The organism is Amycolatopsis acididurans (genome assembly GCF_012328925.1).
Taxonomy (GTDB): domain Bacteria; phylum Actinomycetota; class Actinomycetes; order Mycobacteriales; family Pseudonocardiaceae; genus Amycolatopsis_E; species Amycolatopsis_E acididurans.
Genome location: NZ_JAAXLS010000055.1, coordinates 25542 through 42960, shown reverse-complemented (window position 1 = coordinate 42960; position 17419 = coordinate 25542). Strand labels below are relative to the sequence as shown.

19 protein-coding genes are annotated in these 17419 nt (G+C 70.3%); 16 read left to right on the top strand and 3 right to left on the bottom strand.

Going from position 1 to position 17419, the window contains the following annotated elements; translation table 11 throughout:
* The 9 genes from HFP15_RS36725 to HFP15_RS36685 form a co-directional block, all read left to right on the top strand.
* The coding region (locus tag HFP15_RS36725; protein WP_512699094.1) for an Rv0497 family membrane protein at positions 1-333 on the top strand (333 nt) is incomplete at its 5' end.
* The gene (locus HFP15_RS36720) at positions 330-1118 is read left to right on the top strand and encodes a sugar phosphate isomerase/epimerase family protein (RefSeq protein ID WP_168522206.1); all 789 of its coding nucleotides are present in this window, start codon (positions 330-332) and stop codon (positions 1116-1118) included. The genes HFP15_RS36725 and HFP15_RS36720, both read left to right, overlap by 4 nt.
* 74 nt (positions 1119-1192) lie before the next feature.
* Positions 1193-1423 carry a hypothetical protein gene (locus HFP15_RS36715; protein ID WP_168522204.1) on the top strand — a complete coding sequence of 77 codons (231 nt, stop codon included), beginning with the start codon at positions 1193-1195 and terminating at the stop codon, positions 1421-1423.
* On the top strand, positions 1420-2241 hold the full coding sequence (locus HFP15_RS36710) for a thioesterase family protein (protein ID WP_168522202.1): 822 nt from the start codon (positions 1420-1422) through the stop codon (positions 2239-2241). Before HFP15_RS36715 ends, HFP15_RS36710 begins: the two co-directional genes overlap by 4 nt.
* 44 nt (positions 2242-2285) lie before the next feature.
* The gene (proC, locus tag HFP15_RS36705; RefSeq protein WP_168522200.1) at positions 2286-3095 is read left to right on the top strand and encodes a pyrroline-5-carboxylate reductase; all 810 of its coding nucleotides are present in this window, start codon (positions 2286-2288) and stop codon (positions 3093-3095) included.
* Positions 3096-3291: 196 nt separating this feature from the next.
* Positions 3292-3504, top strand: coding sequence for a helix-turn-helix domain-containing protein (locus HFP15_RS36700; protein WP_144754305.1), 213 nt, complete (start codon positions 3292-3294; stop codon positions 3502-3504).
* 126 nt (positions 3505-3630) lie between these two features.
* Complete coding sequence (locus HFP15_RS36695) at positions 3631-3732, top strand: 30S ribosomal protein bS22 (protein ID WP_017986394.1); 102 nt, start codon at positions 3631-3633, stop codon at positions 3730-3732.
* 176 nt (positions 3733-3908) lie between these two features.
* A complete protein-coding gene (locus HFP15_RS36690; RefSeq protein WP_168522198.1) occupies positions 3909-4952 on the top strand; it encodes an NAD-dependent epimerase/dehydratase family protein in 1044 nt (347 codons plus the stop codon).
* Between the two features lie 32 nt (positions 4953-4984).
* Complete coding sequence (locus HFP15_RS36685; protein ID WP_376768922.1) at positions 4985-5971, top strand: lysophospholipid acyltransferase family protein; 987 nt, start codon at positions 4985-4987, stop codon at positions 5969-5971.
* 483 nt (positions 5972-6454) lie between these two features.
* Here the strand turns inward: HFP15_RS36685 and HFP15_RS36680 are convergent, their stop codons facing one another.
* The 3 genes from HFP15_RS36680 to HFP15_RS36670 are packed head-to-tail and all read right to left on the bottom strand — an operon-like array spanning position 6455 to position 9075.
* Positions 6455-7357, bottom strand: coding sequence for an HAD family hydrolase (locus tag HFP15_RS36680; protein WP_168522194.1), 903 nt, complete (start codon positions 7355-7357; stop codon positions 6455-6457).
* Between the two features lie 49 nt (positions 7358-7406).
* Complete coding sequence (locus tag HFP15_RS36675) at positions 7407-8420, bottom strand: DUF5667 domain-containing protein (protein ID WP_168522192.1); 1014 nt, start codon at positions 8418-8420, stop codon at positions 7407-7409.
* A gap of 40 nt (positions 8421-8460) precedes the next feature.
* Entirely contained in the window at positions 8461-9075 is a 615-nt protein-coding gene (locus tag HFP15_RS36670) for a sigma-70 family RNA polymerase sigma factor (protein ID WP_312871927.1), read from the bottom strand.
* Between the two features lie 161 nt (positions 9076-9236).
* Here HFP15_RS36670 and HFP15_RS36665 point away from each other — a divergent pair, with 161 nt between their 5' ends.
* The 7 genes from HFP15_RS36665 to HFP15_RS36635 all read left to right on the top strand — a co-directional run bounded on the left by HFP15_RS36665 (position 9237) and on the right by HFP15_RS36635 (position 17383).
* Entirely contained in the window at positions 9237-10709 is a 1473-nt protein-coding gene (locus HFP15_RS36665; protein ID WP_168522188.1) for an AMP-binding protein, read from the top strand.
* A gap of 95 nt (positions 10710-10804) precedes the next feature.
* The gene (locus tag HFP15_RS36660) at positions 10805-11029 is read left to right on the top strand and encodes a glutaredoxin family protein (protein WP_168522214.1); all 225 of its coding nucleotides are present in this window, start codon (positions 10805-10807) and stop codon (positions 11027-11029) included.
* Positions 11030-11053: 24 nt separating this feature from the next.
* Positions 11054-12574: a molybdopterin-dependent oxidoreductase gene (locus HFP15_RS36655; protein WP_312871926.1), complete on the top strand. Its 1521-nt coding sequence runs from the start codon at positions 11054-11056 to the stop codon at positions 12572-12574.
* Positions 12575-12754: 180 nt separating this feature from the next.
* Entirely contained in the window at positions 12755-13546 is a 792-nt protein-coding gene (locus HFP15_RS36650) for a redox-sensing transcriptional repressor Rex (protein WP_168522186.1), read from the top strand.
* Entirely contained in the window at positions 13547-14866 is a 1320-nt protein-coding gene (locus HFP15_RS36645; protein WP_168522185.1) for a glutamyl-tRNA reductase, read from the top strand.
* A complete protein-coding gene (hemC, locus tag HFP15_RS36640) occupies positions 14863-15822 on the top strand; it encodes a hydroxymethylbilane synthase (RefSeq protein ID WP_168522183.1) in 960 nt (319 codons plus the stop codon). Before HFP15_RS36645 ends, hemC begins: the two co-directional genes overlap by 4 nt.
* A 28-nt stretch (positions 15823-15850) precedes the next feature.
* Entirely contained in the window at positions 15851-17383 is a 1533-nt protein-coding gene (locus HFP15_RS36635; protein ID WP_168522180.1) for a bifunctional uroporphyrinogen-III C-methyltransferase/uroporphyrinogen-III synthase, read from the top strand.
* The last annotated feature ends 36 nt before the right edge of the window (positions 17384-17419 follow it).

The following is a 17419-nucleotide window of genomic DNA, read 5'->3' as shown; positions in this document are numbered from 1 at the left end:
CGGCTCGGCGGCTACGACTACGAGCCGGAGCACGACGAGGACGACGAGCACGAACACGGCGAAGCGGCCTCGCCCGCCAAGCAGTGGCTGTCCATGGCCGTCCAGCTCGCGCTGGGCGTCATCGGCGGTGCCGCGGTGTGGCTCGGGTTCAACTGGCTGTGGGGCCAGATCCCGGCCGCCGCGCTGGTCGCCGCGCTCATCGTGATCGTCGGGCTGGTGTGGATCGTGCGCAAGATCCGCCGCGCCGACGACCTGCAGACGATGGTGCTCGCGGTGCTGGTCGGGCTGGTCGTGACGGTGTCACCGGCCGCCCTCCTGCTGCTGTCACGTTGATCCCCGTCGGGCTTTCCACGGCATCGGTGTGGCCGTTGCGCGCGGGCACCGGTTTCGAGCTTGCCGCGGACCTCGGCTTCGACGGGGTGGAGGTGATGGTCTGGGTCGACTCGGTGAGCCAGAACGTCCCCGAACTGCGCCGGTGGTCGCGCCGGACCGGGATGCCCGTGCTGTCGGTGCATTCCCCGTCGCTGCTGATCACGCAGCGCGTGTGGTCGCCGGACCCGGTCGTGCGGCTGCGCCGCAGCGTCGAGGCGGCACTGGACCTGGAGGCCCGCACCGTCGTGGTGCATCCGCCGTTTCGCTGGCAGCGGCGCTACGCAGACCAGTTCCCCGACCTGCTCGCCGAACTGGAGGAGACGAGCGGGATCGAGATCGCGGTCGAGAACATGTTCAAGGTGCGGCCGCCCGGCGGCAGGCGGGACGCGCGGATGTCCGCGTTTCGCCCCTCGATCGATCCGACGGACGTGGGTTACGAGCATTACACGCTGGATTTGTCACATTCGGCGGCGGCCGGCATGGACGCGATGGCACTCGCCCACCGGATGGGGCCCGCGCTCAGCCATGTGCACCTCGCCGACGGCACGGGCATCCCGAAGGACGAGCACCTGGTGCCCGGCCGGGGCAACCAGCCGTGTGCGGCACTCCTCGAGAAGCTGGTGACCGGCGGTTTCGACGGGCAGGTCGTGCTGGAGGTCAACACGCGCCGCGCGCCCAGCCCCGCGCACCGCATGAAGGAGCTGGCCGAGGCGCTGCTGTTCGCCCGTTTCCACCTCGGTCAGTAACAAGATCAAATTTCACGTTTTCCAGCACCTGTGGAGCATGGGCTTCCGATATGTGAACACGTAAAGTTTCCGTCGTGAACCCGCTGCGATCGCTGATCCACGCCACCAGCCCCGGTACGAGAAGCGTCGTGATGGACCTGAAATTCGTTCGGTGTGCGAACACGTTGCCGGCGGGGCATGGTTGTCCGATGTTCGCCACGCACGCCCCGAGGGCCATCGCGATCCTGGCCGATCGCGCGGCCTCCCACGGCCGCGTGCGGCCCGACGAGCAGCGCGGGCTGAGTGAGTTGGTCAGTCGTTCGTGAGCACGCTGGAAGCCCCGGACCCTGCGGCCTTCGGCGTGGCTTGTGTGGTGCGGTCACTGGGAGACGGAACGCTGACCGCCGATCTTCGGCAGGAATGGTCCATCGGCAGTCACCCGCACGGCGGGTTCCTGCTCGCGCTGCTCGCGAAGGCGGCGGTCGTGGTGCTCGCCGAGCGGGGCGAGCCCTCGGTCGAACCGCTCGTGGTGAGTGCGGAGTTCCTGCGCCCGCCCGCGATCGGGCCGGTGCTGCTACGCACCGACGTGCGCAAACTGGGCCGCCGCGCGACGGTCGTCGGCGTGCGGATGGAGCAGCGGGGCCGCAGCTGCGTGGAGGCGACGGTGACCGCGGGACGGCTGCCGATGCGGCGACCGGACTGGGCCGATCTGCCGTCGATGCCGGTCGAACCGCCGCCGCGCGCGATCCCGCTGGGCGGCGACACCGCGGAAGGCGTGTTCAACCTGGCGAAGGGCTGCGACATCCGGATCGACCCGGCGACCGCGGGATACCTGTCCGGCCGCGCCGGCGACCCGCCGAGGATGCGGTTGTGGGTGCGGCCGAGGCACAGTGCGCCTGACCCGTACTTCGTGCTGCTGGCCGGTGACGTGAACCCGCCGGTGGTGTTCAACCTCGGGCGCTTCGGCTGGGCCCCGACCGCGCAGCTGACCGCGTACCTGCGTGCGCGGCCCGCCCCCGGCTGGCTGCGCGTGCAGGTCGAGTGCCGGGCGGTCCACGAGTCGTGGTTCGACTCCGACGCGACGGTGATCGACGCGACCGGCAGGCTCGTCTGCCAGGCGCGGCAGCTCGCACTGGCGCCCTGAGGGGCAGGCCGGAGGCGGTTCGGGCGGCGGCTTACGCTCCAGGCATGACCACAATCGCTGTGCTGGGTGCGGGCAAAATCGGTGAGGCGCTGCTGTCGGGGCTGCTGCACGGCGGCCGGAGCGCGAGTGACCTGCTGTTCACCGAGCGGCACCCGGAGCGGGCCGCCGAGCTGACCGAGCGCTACGGGATCGTCGGCGTCGAGGTCGCCGAAGCGGCGAAGCGAGCCGACGTGCTGGTGGTCGCGGTGAAGCCGCAGGACATCGAGCCGGTGCTGGACGAGCTGGCCCCGCTGGTGGGCACGGACTCGCTCGTCGTGTCCCTGTGCGCGGGCCTGCCGACGTCGCTGTACGAGCGGCGGCTGCCGGCCGGAGTGCCCGTCGTGCGGGTCATGCCGAACACCCCGATGGTGGTCAACGAGGCGATGAGCGCGGTGTCTCCCGGCACGCACGCGAGGCCGGAGCACGTGGCGCTGGTGACGGAGATGCTGTCCTCGGTCGGGCAGGTCATCGAGGTGCCGGAGAGGCAGCAGGACGCGGTCACCGCGCTGTCCGGCTCCGGGCCCGCGTACTTCTTCTTCCTGGTCGAGGCCATGATCGACGCCGGGATCCTGCTGGGGCTGCCGCGCGCGGTGGCGGAGAAGCTGATCGTCCAGAGCGCCGTCGGCGCGGCGAAGATGCTCGCCGAGAGCGATGAGCATCCGGTGATCCTGCGGGAGGCCGTGACGTCCCCGGCCGGTACGACGATCAACGCCATCCGCGAGCTGGAGAAGCACGGTGTGCGGGCGGCGCTGCTCGCGGCCATCGAGGCGGCGCGGGACCGCTCCGTGGAGCTGGGCAAGGCTCACGAGGGCTGACCGTTTCGCCCGTTTCCCGCGGGTAGCGCATGGTGCGCGATTACTCACGGATCGCGCCCGAGTGGACCAATCTTCCTGCCAGCCGTCGCACTCGTCCCACCAGTCCCGCTACCCTCAGGAGAAAGAAGCACGTGCGTGTCGGTACCGCCGGTGGGGAAGCCGCGCGGCGCGACACGTGTGAAGGGCACGGTGACGTATGCCGTCGAACAAGAAGGACGTGCCCGCCGTCGGGCAGGTCCAGTTCCTGACGGTCGCCGAGGTGGCCACGCTCATGCGGGTCTCCAAGATGACCGTCTACCGCCTCGTGCATTCGGGCGAACTGCCGGCCGTACGCGTCGGCAAGTCGTTCCGGGTGCCGGAGAAGGCCGTACACGAATACCTCGAGGGTGCCTATTTCGATGTCGGTTAGGCAGGGGCCTGTGCTCCGGCGCGGAACCGCGCGGGTAACCTGATAGACCGCTCGCGCCTGATGCGCTCCAACCGCTGGACGCTGCCAGGCAGCGTCAACATAGGTCCAACCGCGAAGGAGCACCCTGTGGGCTCGGTGATCAAGAAGCGCCGCAAGCGCATGTCCAAGAAGAAGCACCGCAAGTTGCTGCGCCGCACGCGGATGCAGCGTCGCAAGCAGGGCAAGTAACGCGCAGGCGAACGCCTTCTTTCCGCGGCCCGTCCGGATACCCGGGCGGGCCGCGCCCATTCGGGTGACAGGCGTGACCTGGGTTAATACCGTGTTAGAGGCCCTGACTTGATGTTGGTGGCAGGGGTAATATCTGCGTCGCCGCCGAAAACCATCCCTTGAAGCCAGGGGGCTTTATGCCGTCCAAAGTCGTGCTCGTCACCGGGGTCGGGGGCGAACTCGGTGGCAGGCTCTTCGCTCGTCTGGGCAACCACCCGGATTTCGACCGGGTCATCGGGATCGACACCGCCGCGCCGCGCAAGCAGGTGCTGCGCAGGCTCGGTCGCGCCGAGTTCGTCCGCGCCGACATCCGCAACCCGCTGATCGCCAGGGTGATCGCCGACGCCGAGGTCGACACGGTCGTGCACGCCGCCACCACCTGCCATCCGGCGGGGCCCGCCCGGCGCGCGCCGCTGAAGGAAGTCAACGTCATCGGCACGATGCGGCTGCTGGCCGCGTGCCAGCGCTCGGCGTCGGTGCGCAAGCTCGTGGTCAAGTCCAGTGCCGCCGTGTACGGGGCGGGTGCCCGCTCGCAGGCGGTGTTCACGGAGGATTCCGAGCTCATCCCGGCCTCGTCGACGGGTTACGCCAAGGACGCCGTAGAGATGGAGGGCTACGTCCGCGGCCTCGCCCGCAGGCGGCCGGACATCACGGTCACCACGCTGCGGTTCGCGAACCTGATCGGCCCGGACGTGGACACCGTGCTGTCGCGGTACTTCGCACTTCCCGTCGTGCCAACGGTTCTCGGCTACGACGCACGGCTGCAGTTACTGCATTCCGGTGACGGACTCGCGGTGCTCGAGTCGGCCGCGACCGAAGACAAGCCGGGTGTGTTCAACGTCGCCTCCGACGGGGTACTGACATTGTCACAGGCGATCCGGCGAGCAGGGCGGGTTGAACTCCCAGTCCCGCGAGCGGTGGTGCCGTCGGTCGCCAAGGTGCTGCGTGGCGCGCACGTGGTCAATTTCTCCGAGGACCAGGTGCGGCTGCTGAACTACGGCCGCGTGGTGGACACCACCCGGCTGAAGGAAGTTTTCGGATACCGGCCGCGGTGGACGACCGCCGCGGCGTTCGACGACTACGTGCGCGGCAGAGGCCTGCGCCCGGTCGTCGACGGCGAACAACTGGCCACGGCGGCAGGGAAGGTGTTCACCGCCGCCGCCACGGGCCAGGCACGATGAACCCGGAAGCGACAGGAAACGGGGCCGGACCAGTGACGACCAGCGTCGAAGCCCAGGTCATCCCCCTGCGGCGACCGCAGGGAAAACAGTCCAGCACGCCAAACACGACAACCAAACCGGCGGATGCCGCGGTGGTGAACCTGCCGACGAAACTGCGCGTCGAGCCGGAAGAGACACCCGAAATGGACGACGCGCTCAGCCGGGTGCTGCGGTTCGTCCGCAACAGGCTGACCGGTGACTACACCGTCGACGAGTTCGGTTTCGACCGCGAGCTGACCGACGCGTTGCTGCTGCCGCCGTTGCGCATGCTTTACGAGAAGTGGTTCCGCGTGACGACGCTCGGGATCGACAACATCCCGAAGGACGGCGGCGCGCTGATCGTCTGCAACCACTCCGGCACGTTGCCGCTGGACGCCGTGATGACCGCGGTCGCGGTCCACGACGAGCATCCCGCGCACCGGCACCTGCGGATGCTGGGTGCCGATCTGGTGTTCCGCACCCCGCTGCTCGGCTCACTGGCCCGCAAGTCCGGCCAGACGCTGGCCTGCAACCCGGACGCGGAGCGGCTGCTGTCCTCGGGCGAGGTCGTCGGTGTGTGGCCGGAGGGCTTCAAGGGCATCGGGAAACCGTTCTCGGCGCGGTACAAGCTGCAGCGCTTCGGCCGCGGCGGGTTCGTGGCGGCGGCGCTGCGTACAGGTGTGCCGATCGTGCCGTGCTCCATCGTCGGTGCGGAGGAGATCTACCCGAAGATCGGCGACCTGAAGCCGCTCGCGCGCCTGCTGGGCCTGCCGTACTTCCCGGTCACGCCGCTGTTCCCGTTGCTCGGGCCACTGGGCGCGATCCCGCTGCCGACGAAGTGGACCATCGAGTTCGGCGAGCCGATCCGCACGGACGGCCACGAGCCGGAGGACCTCGACGACCCGATGCTGATCTTCAGCCTGACCGACCAGGTCCGCGAGTCCATCCAGAGCACCCTGTACCGCCGCCTATCCCAACGCCGCAACATCTTCAACGGCTAACCCAACCCCGCGAGTCCACCATTCCCCGCGCCCAAGTCGGGGCTTGCCTGCGCCCGAGTCGGCCGTTGCCTGCGCGCGAGTCGGCGGTTGCTCCCGCGCGAGTTGGGCGTTGCCTGCGCCCGAGTTGAGCGTTGTGTGCGTCCGAGTTCGGAGTTGCTCGCGCGCGAGTCGGCGGTTGCGTGAGTGCGAGTCGGGCGCTGTCCGCACGGCCGCACGAAGGTGCACGCGGTGCGGGCGCTGGCTTCGCGGCCCGCGCGAGTTGACCGTTTCGTGCGCCCGAGTCGGCCGTTGCAAGAGCCCGAGTTGGACGTTCGGTGTCCGAGAGGCATGCGCGGACGGGAGAAAGCTCGCGCGGAACCCCGGACTCGGGCGACCGGAAGTCTGGACTCGGGCGACCGGAACCCTGGACTCGGGCGACCGGAAGTCTGGACTCGGGCGACCGGAACCCTGGACTCGGGCGGCGGGAAGTCTGGACTCGCGGGGTTAGCGGCGGCGGTAGGCCATGCCGGCGGCGACGGCGCCGGCCACGGCGCCGGCGCCCAGTACCGACGGGACGCCGATCTTCGCCGCCTTGCGGCCGGTGCGGAAGTCCCTGATCTCCCAGCCGCGGGCGCGGGCGATCTCCCGCAGACCGGCGTCCGGGTTGACCGCCACCGCCGTGCCGACCACGGACAGCATCGGGATGTCGTTGGACGAGTCCGAGTACGCCGTGCAGCGCCGCAGGTTGAGTCCTTCGCGCGAAGCCAGCGCCCGGACCGCGTGCGCCTTGGCGCGGCCGTGCAGCAGGTCGCCGACGAGCCGCCCGGTGTACACGCCGTCGACGTGTTCGGCGACCGTCCCCAGCGCGCCGGTCAGCCCCAGCCGCCGCGAGATGATCGCCGCGAGTTCGACCGGTGTCGCGGTGACGAGCCAGACCCGCTGCCCGGCGTCGAGGTGCATCTGCGCCAGCGCGCGCGTGCCGGACCAGATCTTGTCGGCCATCAGCTCGTCGTAGATCTCCTCGCCGACCTGGTTCATCTCCTCGACCGTCTTACCGGCCACAAAGGACAGTGCCTGCTCGCGGCTGGAGCGCACGCTGTCCTGGGTCTCCCGGCCGCCGATCCGGAACTTCACCTGTTGCCAGGCGAAACCGGCCAGATCCGACGTGGTGAAGTACTTGCGTGCCGCCAGCCCGCGGGCGAAGTGGAAGATCGACGCGCCCATCATCATGGTGTTGTCCACGTCGAAGAACGCCGCCGCGGTCAGGTCCGGGGGAGCGGGCGGCGCCGGCGCCTCGGCACCGTCCTGCCGAACGGACTCCATCGCGACGGCGGCCTCGGCCGACGCCTCGCCCGCGAGTGTGGCGAGTCGTTCGAGTTCCGGGCCCTTGCCCTTGCCGCGCCACACGCAGACCGCCTCCTGACTCGGGTGCCTTGGCCAAGAGTAGCGATTGACCTCAGCCGATCCCCACCCCGGGAAGGCCGGGGAACAGCGGCGGAATGGACAACGACGGCGGCGGTGCCGAGGTCGTCGTACCGCTCGTCCGCGGGCTGGTCGGCGCGGGCACCGGCGGGTTGAACACCGGCGGCGTGGACATGCCACTCGAAGGGGGCACCGAACCACTCGGCTGGGACTGCGAGGGCGTCGTCGACGGCGGCGCGGTGGTCGTCGTGGCCGGTGCGGCGGGCTGCGAGACCGGCGGCGGGGGCAGCGGCAACGGCGGCTGGCTCGCCGTGATCGCGTCCTGTCCTGGTGGGCGGCACTCACTCGTATCGGGCACCGCACCGAGCTCGTCGGGGACACCGGTGGTGATCTGGGCACAGTTGAGCCGGGTCGTCAGGCGCTGGGCCCTGGTCGAGATCCGGTCCAGCAGACCCGACGCGGCGTAGTAGGAGTCCATCGAGCCGCCGGGCAACGAGGACCGCACCTGCGTCAGCTTCGCCTGCTGCTCGCTCGCCCACGACTCCAGTTGCGTGAGGTGCCCGCCACCGCCCTGCACGGCGAGTTGGGTGAACTGTGCGGTGCCGAGCGTGGCCTCGTGCTGGAAGTCGGCCAGCGTGTCCGAGTAGTGGGCGGCCTGGGCGTCGTGAAGCGCTTCCAGCTCGTCCAGCCGGTGCGACGCGAACAGCAGATGCTTCTCCGCCTTCGCCGAATCGCCGAAGGTCAGTCCGAGCTGTGCGGACTCACCGGCGCGCTTGACCCCGTACAGCACGTCACCGGGCAGGGAGTTCTTCGACAGCACCAGCCCGAGACCGCCGAGCGCGATCACCAGCGCGACGGCCGCGGCCAGCACTTCCGCCAGCACACGCCGCCGTTTGCTCGGTGCGCGGCGTTCCTCCTCGGCGAGGCGCTGCAGGACCTGTTTCCGGATCCGCTCCCGCGCTTCCGCTTCGGGGGTCACCGTGCCACCGAGTTGGCGCAGCCGGGAAATGACTTCCAGGTCGCGCGCCGACCACCCGGGCACGTTCACGTCGTCTGAAACGACCCGGAGGGTGGTTCCGTTACGGCGTTCAGCGCCAGGCGGGGGGCAACAGCTGGGCGAGTTTGCGCACGGCGCGGTGCTGGAGGGCCTTGACCGCGCCCTCGTTGCGCTTCATGATCTGCGCCGTTTCGGTGAGCGAGAGCCCTTGGATGAACCGCAGCACGATGCATTCGCGCTGGTCATCGCCGAGTGCGCTGATGCAGTTGAGCAGCGCTTCCCGTGTCGCGCTGGAGAGCGCGGCCTGCTCGGGGCCGGTGTTGTCGCCGATGGTCTGCCCGGCGAAGGGAGCCGAACCGGATTCGGACACCTCGTCGGTGATGATCTCCAGCTTGTACCGGCTCGACTTCACGTGGTCGAGCACGATGTTGCGGGCGATCGTGATGAACCAGGCGCCGACGTCGCGGCCCTGGTAGCTGACGGAGGTGATCCGGCGCAGTGCGCGCAGGAAGGTCTCGCTGGTGATGTCCTCGGCCAGCTCGCGATCGGAGAGCCGGAACAGCACGTACCGGTACACGACGTCGACATACCGGTCGTAGAGCACGCCAAAGGCGTTGGTGTCGCCCTCCTGCGCGGCGTGCACGAGGTCCCAGGCCTCGGCCTCGCTCTCGGCTGAGCGCGCGACAGTGCCAACCCGCAGCCCCACGGGGCGTGCGACAAGCCAGTTCGTCACGGCGACTCCTCTGTCCCGGCCGAGTGATCACCACCACTTCGGCGCGCTCAGCAGCATACGGGTAGTTACCCGGAAGTAGGTAGTGGTCTCTGTTGCGGAAGTGCGACGATCCCCTGGCTTCCCCATGACGGGGGATGAGAGGAGACACTGGGGTCATGGGCAACATCGCCGATCTGCTCGCCGCGGCCGCCAAGCAGTGGCCCGCCTCTCTGGGCGTGATCGATACCACAGCGGGAACGGCCTTCACCTGGTCCCAGCTCGATGCCGCCGTCAACGGCCAGGCCAGGCGTCTCGTGGAAGAGGGCGTCGGGCAGGGCGACCGCGTTCTGCTGCGGCTGCCGACCTCCGCCGACTTCGCCATCGCGTTGTTCGCCGTCGCACGCGTCGGTGCGATCGCGGTCCCGGTCTCGCCGACGGCGCCGGCGGCGGAGGTCACCACCGTGCGCGAACACTCCGGCGCGCGGGTCGTGCTCAGCCGTGATCCCGACGAGGGCCTGCTGCCCGTGGTGGACCCCGCCGACCCCCTCGCCCCGGTCGGCGGTGGCGAGGACATCGTGGTGCTCTGCTACACCTCCAGCACCACCGGCCCCGCGCGCGGCGTGATGTTGTCGCACCGGGCGCTGCTGGCCAACCTCGAACAGCTCGGCGGCGTCCCGGACACCTTCCGGCAACTCGACCGCGTGTTCATCGCGATCCCGCTGTTCCATGTCTACGGCCTCGGCCCTGGCCTGCTGCAATGCGCGGCCGTCGGCGCGACCGCGGTGCTGGCCGAGCGCTTCGACGTGGTGAAGGCGCTGGAGGTGTGCGCGGAGCACCGGGTCACCGTGATCGGCGGGGTGCCCGCGATGTACGCCGAGTTCGCGAGCCGGCCCGCCGAGGAGCTGGGCGCGGGACTGGCCAGCGTGCGGCTGCTGAGTTCGGGCGCCGCGCCGTTGCACCCCAAGGTGCTGGCCACGATCCGGGAGAAGACCGGGCTCGGCGTGTTCGAAGGCTATGGGCTCACCGAGGCCGCCCCGGTGGTCACCTCGACGCTGGTCACCGGCTATCCGAAGCCCGGTTCGGTGGGCAGGCCGCTGCCGGGCGTCGAGCTCAAGCTGGTCGGCTCGGACGGACTGCCGGTGCCGCACGATCCGGAGGACCCGTTCGAGGAGGACGACCTCGGCACCGGGCTGGTCGCGATCCGCGGCGCGAACCTGTTCTCCGGCTACTGGCCCGACGGGGCGCACGGGCCGGGCGAGGACGGCTGGTTCCGCACCGGTGACGTCGGCTATCTCGACATCGACGGCGATCTGCACCTGGTCGACCGCGCGAACGACCTGATCATCGTCAACGGCTTCAACGTCTTCCCGCACGAGATCGAGCAGGTCATCGTCGCGATGCCGGAGGTCGCGGAGGTCGCGGTCGTCGGCGTGATAGACGAGCGCAGCGGCGAGTCGGTCAAGGCCGTCGTCGTGCCGGCGGCCGGGGCCTCGCTGTCGGAGCAGCAGATCGTGGACCACTGCGCGGAGCAGCTCGCGGGCTACAAGGTGCCGCGCACGGTCGAGTTCGCGGACTCCTTGCCGCACACCGTCACCGGAAAGGTCAGACGGGTACGTTTGCGGTCGTGAGGGCCTAGGACCGCGATAGGCGGGCGCGACGAAGGAGCGGCCCGCGGAGGAGGACCGGTAGGGTGCGGATCCCCGCGAAGAAGCAGGTGACGGTGATGACCCGGCAGGGGTGTTCGGCTTGTGTGAAGGCCGAGGCCGACGTCGAGCGGATCTGCGGCGAGCTGGGCGTCGAGTGGACGACCGCCGACGTGGACAGCGACCCCGAATGGCGTGCCGAGTACGGCGACCGGGTGCCGGTGATCCTCATCGACGGCGCCGAGCACGGGTACTGGAAGGTCGAGGAAGACCGGCTTCGTAAGGCTCTCGTAAGCGCCAAGTAGCGGGGCGGCGCGAAGAATGGGGTCGTGACGACCACCGCGCCCGTAGCAACGCCACCCCGGCTGTCCCGTCCCGTCGCGGGCCTGATCGGTGTGCTGGCGCTCGCGGCCGCGCTCGGCGCGGGGCACCTCGTCGCGGCGTTCGTCGGCAGCAACGCCTCGCCCTACCTCGCCGTCGGCAACGCGGCGATCGATCTCACCCCGGCCTGGCTGAAGGACTTCGCCGCGAGCACGTTCGGCACGGCGGACAAGGCGGTCCTGCTGGGCGGCATGGCCGTGGTGATGATCGCGCTCGCGGTGGTCGCGGGGCTGATCTCGACCCGCAGGCCGCTGCCGGGCCAGGTGCTGATCGGCGTCTTCGGGGCGCTGGGCATCGCGGCCGTGCTCACGAGGCCGGACCTGGGGCAGATCGCGTTGGCGGCGCCCGCGGCGAGCCTGCTCGTCGGCGTGTGGATCTTCGGTTTCCTGCACCGCTCCGCAATGACCACGGACACCTCCACCGGCCGCCGCCGGTTCCTATTCGCCGCGATCGGCGCGGGCATCGCGGGAGCGGTCGGGCAGTGGTTCGGGTCCAGCAAGGACGCGGAAAGCTCCCGCCAGGCCGTCACACCACTGGTCCCGGCCAGGACGGCGCCACCGGTTCCCGCGGACGCCGACTTCGCGAAGCTCGGCACGCCGTCGTTCATCACGCCGAACGGCGATTTCTACCGCATCGACACCGCGCTCGTGGTGCCGCAGGTGCGAGCCGAGGACTGGAGCCTGCGTATCCACGGCATGGTCGATCGCGAGGTGCGCTACTCCTACGCCGACATCCGTGACCGGCCGCTGGTCGAGCGGATCGTCACGCTGTGCTGTGTGTCCAATCCCGTCGGCGGGCCCTACATCTCGACCGCGCGGTTCATCGGCGTGGACCTCGCCGACCTGCTCAACGAGGCGGGCGTGCGGCCGGGTGCGCAGCAGGTGCTGTCCACGAGCGTCGACGGGTTCACGGCAGGCACCCCGGTCTCGACCCTGCTCGAACCGGACCGCGGGGCGATGCTCGCGATCGGCATGAACGGCGAACCCCTGCCGGTGGTGCACGGTTTCCCCGCCAGGCTGGTCGTGCCCGGCCTCTACGGCTACGTGTCGGCGACGAAATGGGTGACCGACCTCGAGGTCACGACGTGGGATGCGAAACAGGCGTACTGGCTGCAGCGAGGCTGGTCGGAACAGGGGCCGATCAAGACGGAGTCACGGATCGACGCGCCCTCGGGCGGGGTCCGCGCCGGCAAGGTGCGGGTCGCCGGGATCGCGTGGGCGCAGCACACCGGCATCGACAAGGTCGAGGTGCGGCTGGACAACGGCGCGTGGCAGCCTGCCGTGCTGTCCGCGCAGGTCACGACGGACGCGTGGCGCATGTGGTGGGCCGAGGTCGACGCCGCGCGTGGCAGCCACACCGTGACGGTTCGCGCCACCGACCGAACGGGATACACGCAGACCGATCAGATCGCCGACGTCGTCCCGGACGGGGCGACCGGCTGGCACACGATCTCGTTCAGCGCCGCATAGCCACCGCCACGGGTCACGGATCACCGCGATGTGGTTCTGGTCATGCCTGCGACCAGCGACTTTGTGCCTGCGTTCACAAGTGGCTACCGTATTGCAGTACCCCCGCGCGGCTCCGGCATCGAACCCGACTTCGCCCGCTGGGTCAAGTGGAAGTTTCTCGACGGTGGACAGGAGGCCGGCGTGGTGGCACGGCGTGGCCGGCGAAACGGGTCCGCCGTCGCGCGCGAACTCAACGCGGACAACGCGCCCACCGCCGAAATCCCCGCCGTCGAGGTCGCCGACAACGGCGAACAGGTCCGTGCGAAAGCGATTCCCGAGGCGGCCGTCGCGCGACTGGCCGTGTACCTGCGGGTGCTTTCCGCGATGGCCGAGCAGGGTGCCACGACGGTCGCGAGCGAGGAACTCGCCGGCGCGGCGGGCGTGAACTCCGCGAAACTCCGCAAGGACCTGTCCTACCTGGGCTCCTACGGCACGCGTGGCGTCGGCTACGAGGTGAGCGTGCTCGTCGGCCAGATCGAGCGCACCCTCGGCCTGACCCGCCAGCACAAGGTCGCCGTGGTCGGAATCGGAAACCTCGGTCATGCGTTGGCTAATTATGGCGGGTTCCCCGGGCGGGGTTTTCCCGTCGAAGCGCTGTTCGACGTGGATCCGGATCTCATGGGCGTCCCTGTCGGCGGCATCCCGGTCTCGCACCTCGACGACATCCCGGCGGTGTGTGCCGAACGCGGCATCTCCATCGGTGTGATCGCCACGCCGCCAACCGCGGCGCAGTCGGTGTGTGACCGCTTGGTCGCCGGCGGGGTTCAGTGCATCCTTAACTTCGCTCCTGTCGTGCTGCAGGTGCCGGAGCAGGTCGAGGTACGGAAGGTGGATCTGGCTGTGGAGCTGCAGATCCTGTCGTTCCACGTGGCCCGGCGCGCCGACAATACGAACGGTTCCCACGCGGTGGGCAACGGAATGGTGGTGCGGTAAGTGTCTGTTCTGGCCGTCGGGTTGTCCTATCGCACCGCGGATCTGCGCACGCTCGAGCGCGCCGCGGTCGGGGCGGAAGAGCTGGACAAGGTGCTGCACCAACTGCAGCAGGCCCCGCACGTGAACGAGGTCATGCTGATTTCGACGTGCAACCGCATCGAGGTCTACGCCGTCGTCGAGACGTTCCACGGCGGTCTCGCCGACGTCTCCGAGGTGCTGGGCCAGCAGGCGGGCTGCGCGGCCAACGAGCTGTACGACAACCTGTACGTGCACTACGCGGGCGCGGCCGTCGAGCACATCTTCTCCGTCGCGTCCGGGCTCGACTCGATGGTCGTCGGCGAGACCCAGATCCTCGGCCAGGTGCGCAACTCCTACGCCACCGCGCGCGAGGCGGGCACCGTCGGCCGCACGCTGCACGAGCTGATCCAGACGACGCTGCGCGTCGGCAAGCGCGTGCACACCGAGACCGGCCTTGACGCGCTCGGCGCTTCGGTCGTGTCCGAGGCGCTCGGCGAGATCTCCGACATCGCGGGCAAGCACGCGGTGATCCTCGGCGCCGGTTCGATGGGCGCGTTGTCGGCCGGCCACCTGCGCAAGTCCGGCATCGGCCGGATCACCGTGGTCAACCGCACCTACGCCAATGCCGAGCGGCTCGCGGGCAACATCACCGAGCAGGGCATTCCCGCCGTCGCCGCCCCCATGGACGAGCTGGCGATCCGGGTCGCCGACGCCGATGTCGTGGTCAGCTGCACCGGTGCGCAGGACGTCGTGCTCGCCACCGAGCACGTGCTGCCGCGCGCGGGTCGGCCGCTGGTGATCTGCGACCTCGGCCTGCCGCGGGACGTCGAGCCCGCGGTCACGGAGGTGCCCGACGTGCGCGTGGTGGACCTGGAGACGGTGCGCCACCGGATGGACGACCTCGGCGGCACCTCGTCGGCAAGGCAGATCGCCCGCGCCACCGGAATCGTGCTCGACGAGGTGCGCGAGTACCTGGCCGGGCAGCGCAGCGCCGCGGTCACCCCGACCGTGACCGCGCTGCGCCGGCGGGCGGCCGAGGTGGTCGACGCCGAGCTGCTGCGGCTGGACAACCGCCTGCCCGAGCTCGAGCCGGGAGTGCGCGACGAGTTCGCGCGCACCGTGCGCCGTGTCGTCGACAAGCTGCTGCACGCGCCGACCGTGCGCGTCAAGCAGCTCGCGGCAGACGCGGAGGGCACCGATTACGCCAACGCGCTGCGGGAACTCTTCGAACTGGACCCGGCCTCGCCCGCCGTGGTCGCCAGCCCGTCGCCGCAGCCCAACACAGACGGTGAAAGTAAGTGACACGAACCATCAGGATCGGGACGAGAGGCAGTGCTCTCGCTCTCGCGCAGACCGGCACGATCGCGGACGCGTTGCGGCGCGCCGGGGAGAACGTCGAGATCGTCAAGGTTTCGACTGCCGGCGACCGCGACCGGAGTGTGCCGGTCAGCCAGCTCGGCGTCGGGGTGTACACCTCGGCGCTGCGCGACGCCCTGCAGGCCAAGCAGATCGACGTCGCGGTGCACTCGTACAAGGACTTGCCGACGGCGCCCGAGTCCGGCCTCGTGCTGGCCGCGGTGCCGCCGCGTGCCGACCCGCGTGACGCGCTGATCGCGCGTGACGGGCTCACGCTCGGCGAGCTGCCGCCCGGTTCGACGGTCGGCACGGGCGCGCTGCGCCGGACCACGCAGCTGCGTGCGCTCGGGCTCGGCCTGGAACTGGTCCCGATCCGGGGCAACATCGACACCCGGATGGGCAAGGTCTTCGACGGCGAGCTGGATGCCGTCGTGCTCGCACGCGCCGGCCTCGACCGGACGGGCAAGACCGACAAGATCACCGAGACCCTGGACCCGATCCAGATGCTGCCCGCGCCCGCACAGGGTGCGCTGGCGGTGGAGTGCCGCGTCGACGACGTGGACATCGAACACCTGCTTCAGTCCACTTTGGACGATGAAGTGACACGGGCCGCGGTGACGGCCGAGCGCGCCATGCTGGCGGCGCTCGAGGCCGGCTGCAGCGCGCCCGTCGGTGCGCTGGCCGAGGTGGTGGAGGACCTCGACGAGAACGGCTCGGTGATCGAGCGGATCTCGTTGCGGGGGGTCGCCGCCGCCGGACTCGACGGAGAGTCCGTGGAATTGATTCGCGCCTCGGCCGTGGGCGACAAGAGCGATGCGGAGCGCCTCGGCCGTGAGCTGGCCGCGGAGCTGCTCGACCTGGGTGCCGGTGCACTGTCCGGTCCTGGCCGCAACTCACGTTGATAAAGATCGCTACTGGAGAAGAAACACAATGACCCCCGCGCGGAACACCGCTGGGCGCGTCGCGTTCGTGGGCTCCGGCCCCGGCGACGCCGGATTGCTGACCGTACGTGCCCAGGAACTGCTGGCCAAGGCCCAGGTCGTGGTGACCGACCCCGACGTGCCCGCCGGCGTGCTCGCCGAGGCGAGTGCCGACGCCGAGGTGCGGCCCGCGGTCGGTGAGCCGGGCGAGGTCGCCAAGGACCTCGCGAACGAGGCCAAGTCCGGGCGGCTCGTGCTGCGCCTGGTCGGCGGCGACCCGCTGACGCATCCGGCCGTGGTGGCCGAGGTGCAGGCCGTCGCGAAGACGAGCGCCGTCTTCGAGGTCATCCCCGGTGTCACGCCGGGTACCGCGGTGCCCGCCTACGCCGGTATCGCGCTCGGCGGCACCTACGCCGAGGTGGACGTGCGCGGTGACGTGAACTGGGCCGGGCTCGCCGCGGTGCCAGGGCCGATCGTGCTGCACGCGACGTCGAGCCACCTCGCCGAGGCCGCCGGCGCGCTCGTCGAGCACGGGCTGGCGCCGACGACTCCGGTCGCGGTGACGTCGAACGGCACCATCAACACGCAGCGCACGGTGGAGAGCACGCTGGCGACGCTGGCGCAGGACGCCGGTGAGCTGGTCGGGCCGCTGGTGGTGACGGTCGGCGAGGCCGTGGCGCAGCGGTCGAAGCTGTCCTGGTGGGAGTCGCGGGCGCTGTACGGCTGGAAGGTGCTGGTGCCGCGCACCAAGGAGCAGGCCGGCGAGATGGCCGATCGCCTGCGCGGCCACGGCGCGACCTCGCACGAGGTGCCCACGATCTCGGTCGAGCCGCCGCGCAGCCCCGCGCAGATGGAGCGGTCCGTGAAGGGGCTCGTCGACGGCCGGTACCAGTGGATCGTGTTCACCTCGGCGAACGCGGTGCGCGCGGTGTGGGAGAAGTTCGAGGAGTTCGGGCTGGACGCCAGGGCCTTCTCGGGCGTGAAGATCGCGTGCGTCGGCGAGGCGACGGCGGATAAGGTGCGGGCGTTCGGGATCAACCCGGAGCTGGTGCCCAAGGGCGAGCAGTCCAGCGATGGCCTGCTGGCGGAGTTCCCGCCGTACGACGACATCCTGGACCCGGTGAACCGCGTGCTGCTGCCGCGGGCCGACATCGCGACCGAGACCCTGTCCGCGGGCCTGCAGGACCGTGGCTGGGAGGTCGACGACGTGACGGCGTACCGCACCGTCCGCGCGGCGCCGCCGCCGGCCGAGACCCGCGAGATGATCAAGACCGGCGGCTTCGACGCGGTGTGCTTCACGTCCTCGTCGACCGTGCGGAACCTGGTCGGCATCGCGGGCAAGCCGCACACCCGCACCCTGGTGGCCTGCATCGGCCCGAAGACCGCGGAAACCGCCGTGGAGTTCGGCCTGCGGGTGGACGTCCAGCCGGAGAAGGCGGACATCCCCAACCTGGTGGACGCCCTGGCGGCGCACGCGGCCAAGCTCCGCGCCGAAGGCGCCCTCCCGCCGCCCCGGAAGGCCAAGCGGACGCGTCGTTCCTGAGTTCTGTGAAGTGGGCCCCGGCTGACCGGCCGGGGT

Coding starts and splice junctions, on each gene's coding strand:
- proC (WP_168522200.1), top strand. CDS start 2,286: ATGACCACAATCGCTGTGCTGGGTGCGGGCAAAATCGGTGAGGCGCTG.
- HFP15_RS36700 (WP_144754305.1), top strand. CDS start 3,292: ATGCCGTCGAACAAGAAGGACGTGCCCGCCGTCGGGCAGGTCCAGTTC.
- HFP15_RS36690 (WP_168522198.1), top strand. CDS start 3,909: ATGCCGTCCAAAGTCGTGCTCGTCACCGGGGTCGGGGGCGAACTCGGT.
- HFP15_RS36665 (WP_168522188.1), top strand. CDS start 9,237: ATGAGAGGAGACACTGGGGTCATGGGCAACATCGCCGATCTGCTCGCC.
- HFP15_RS36660 (WP_168522214.1), top strand. CDS start 10,805: ATGACCCGGCAGGGGTGTTCGGCTTGTGTGAAGGCCGAGGCCGACGTC.
- HFP15_RS36635 (WP_168522180.1), top strand. CDS start 15,851: ATGACCCCCGCGCGGAACACCGCTGGGCGCGTCGCGTTCGTGGGCTCC.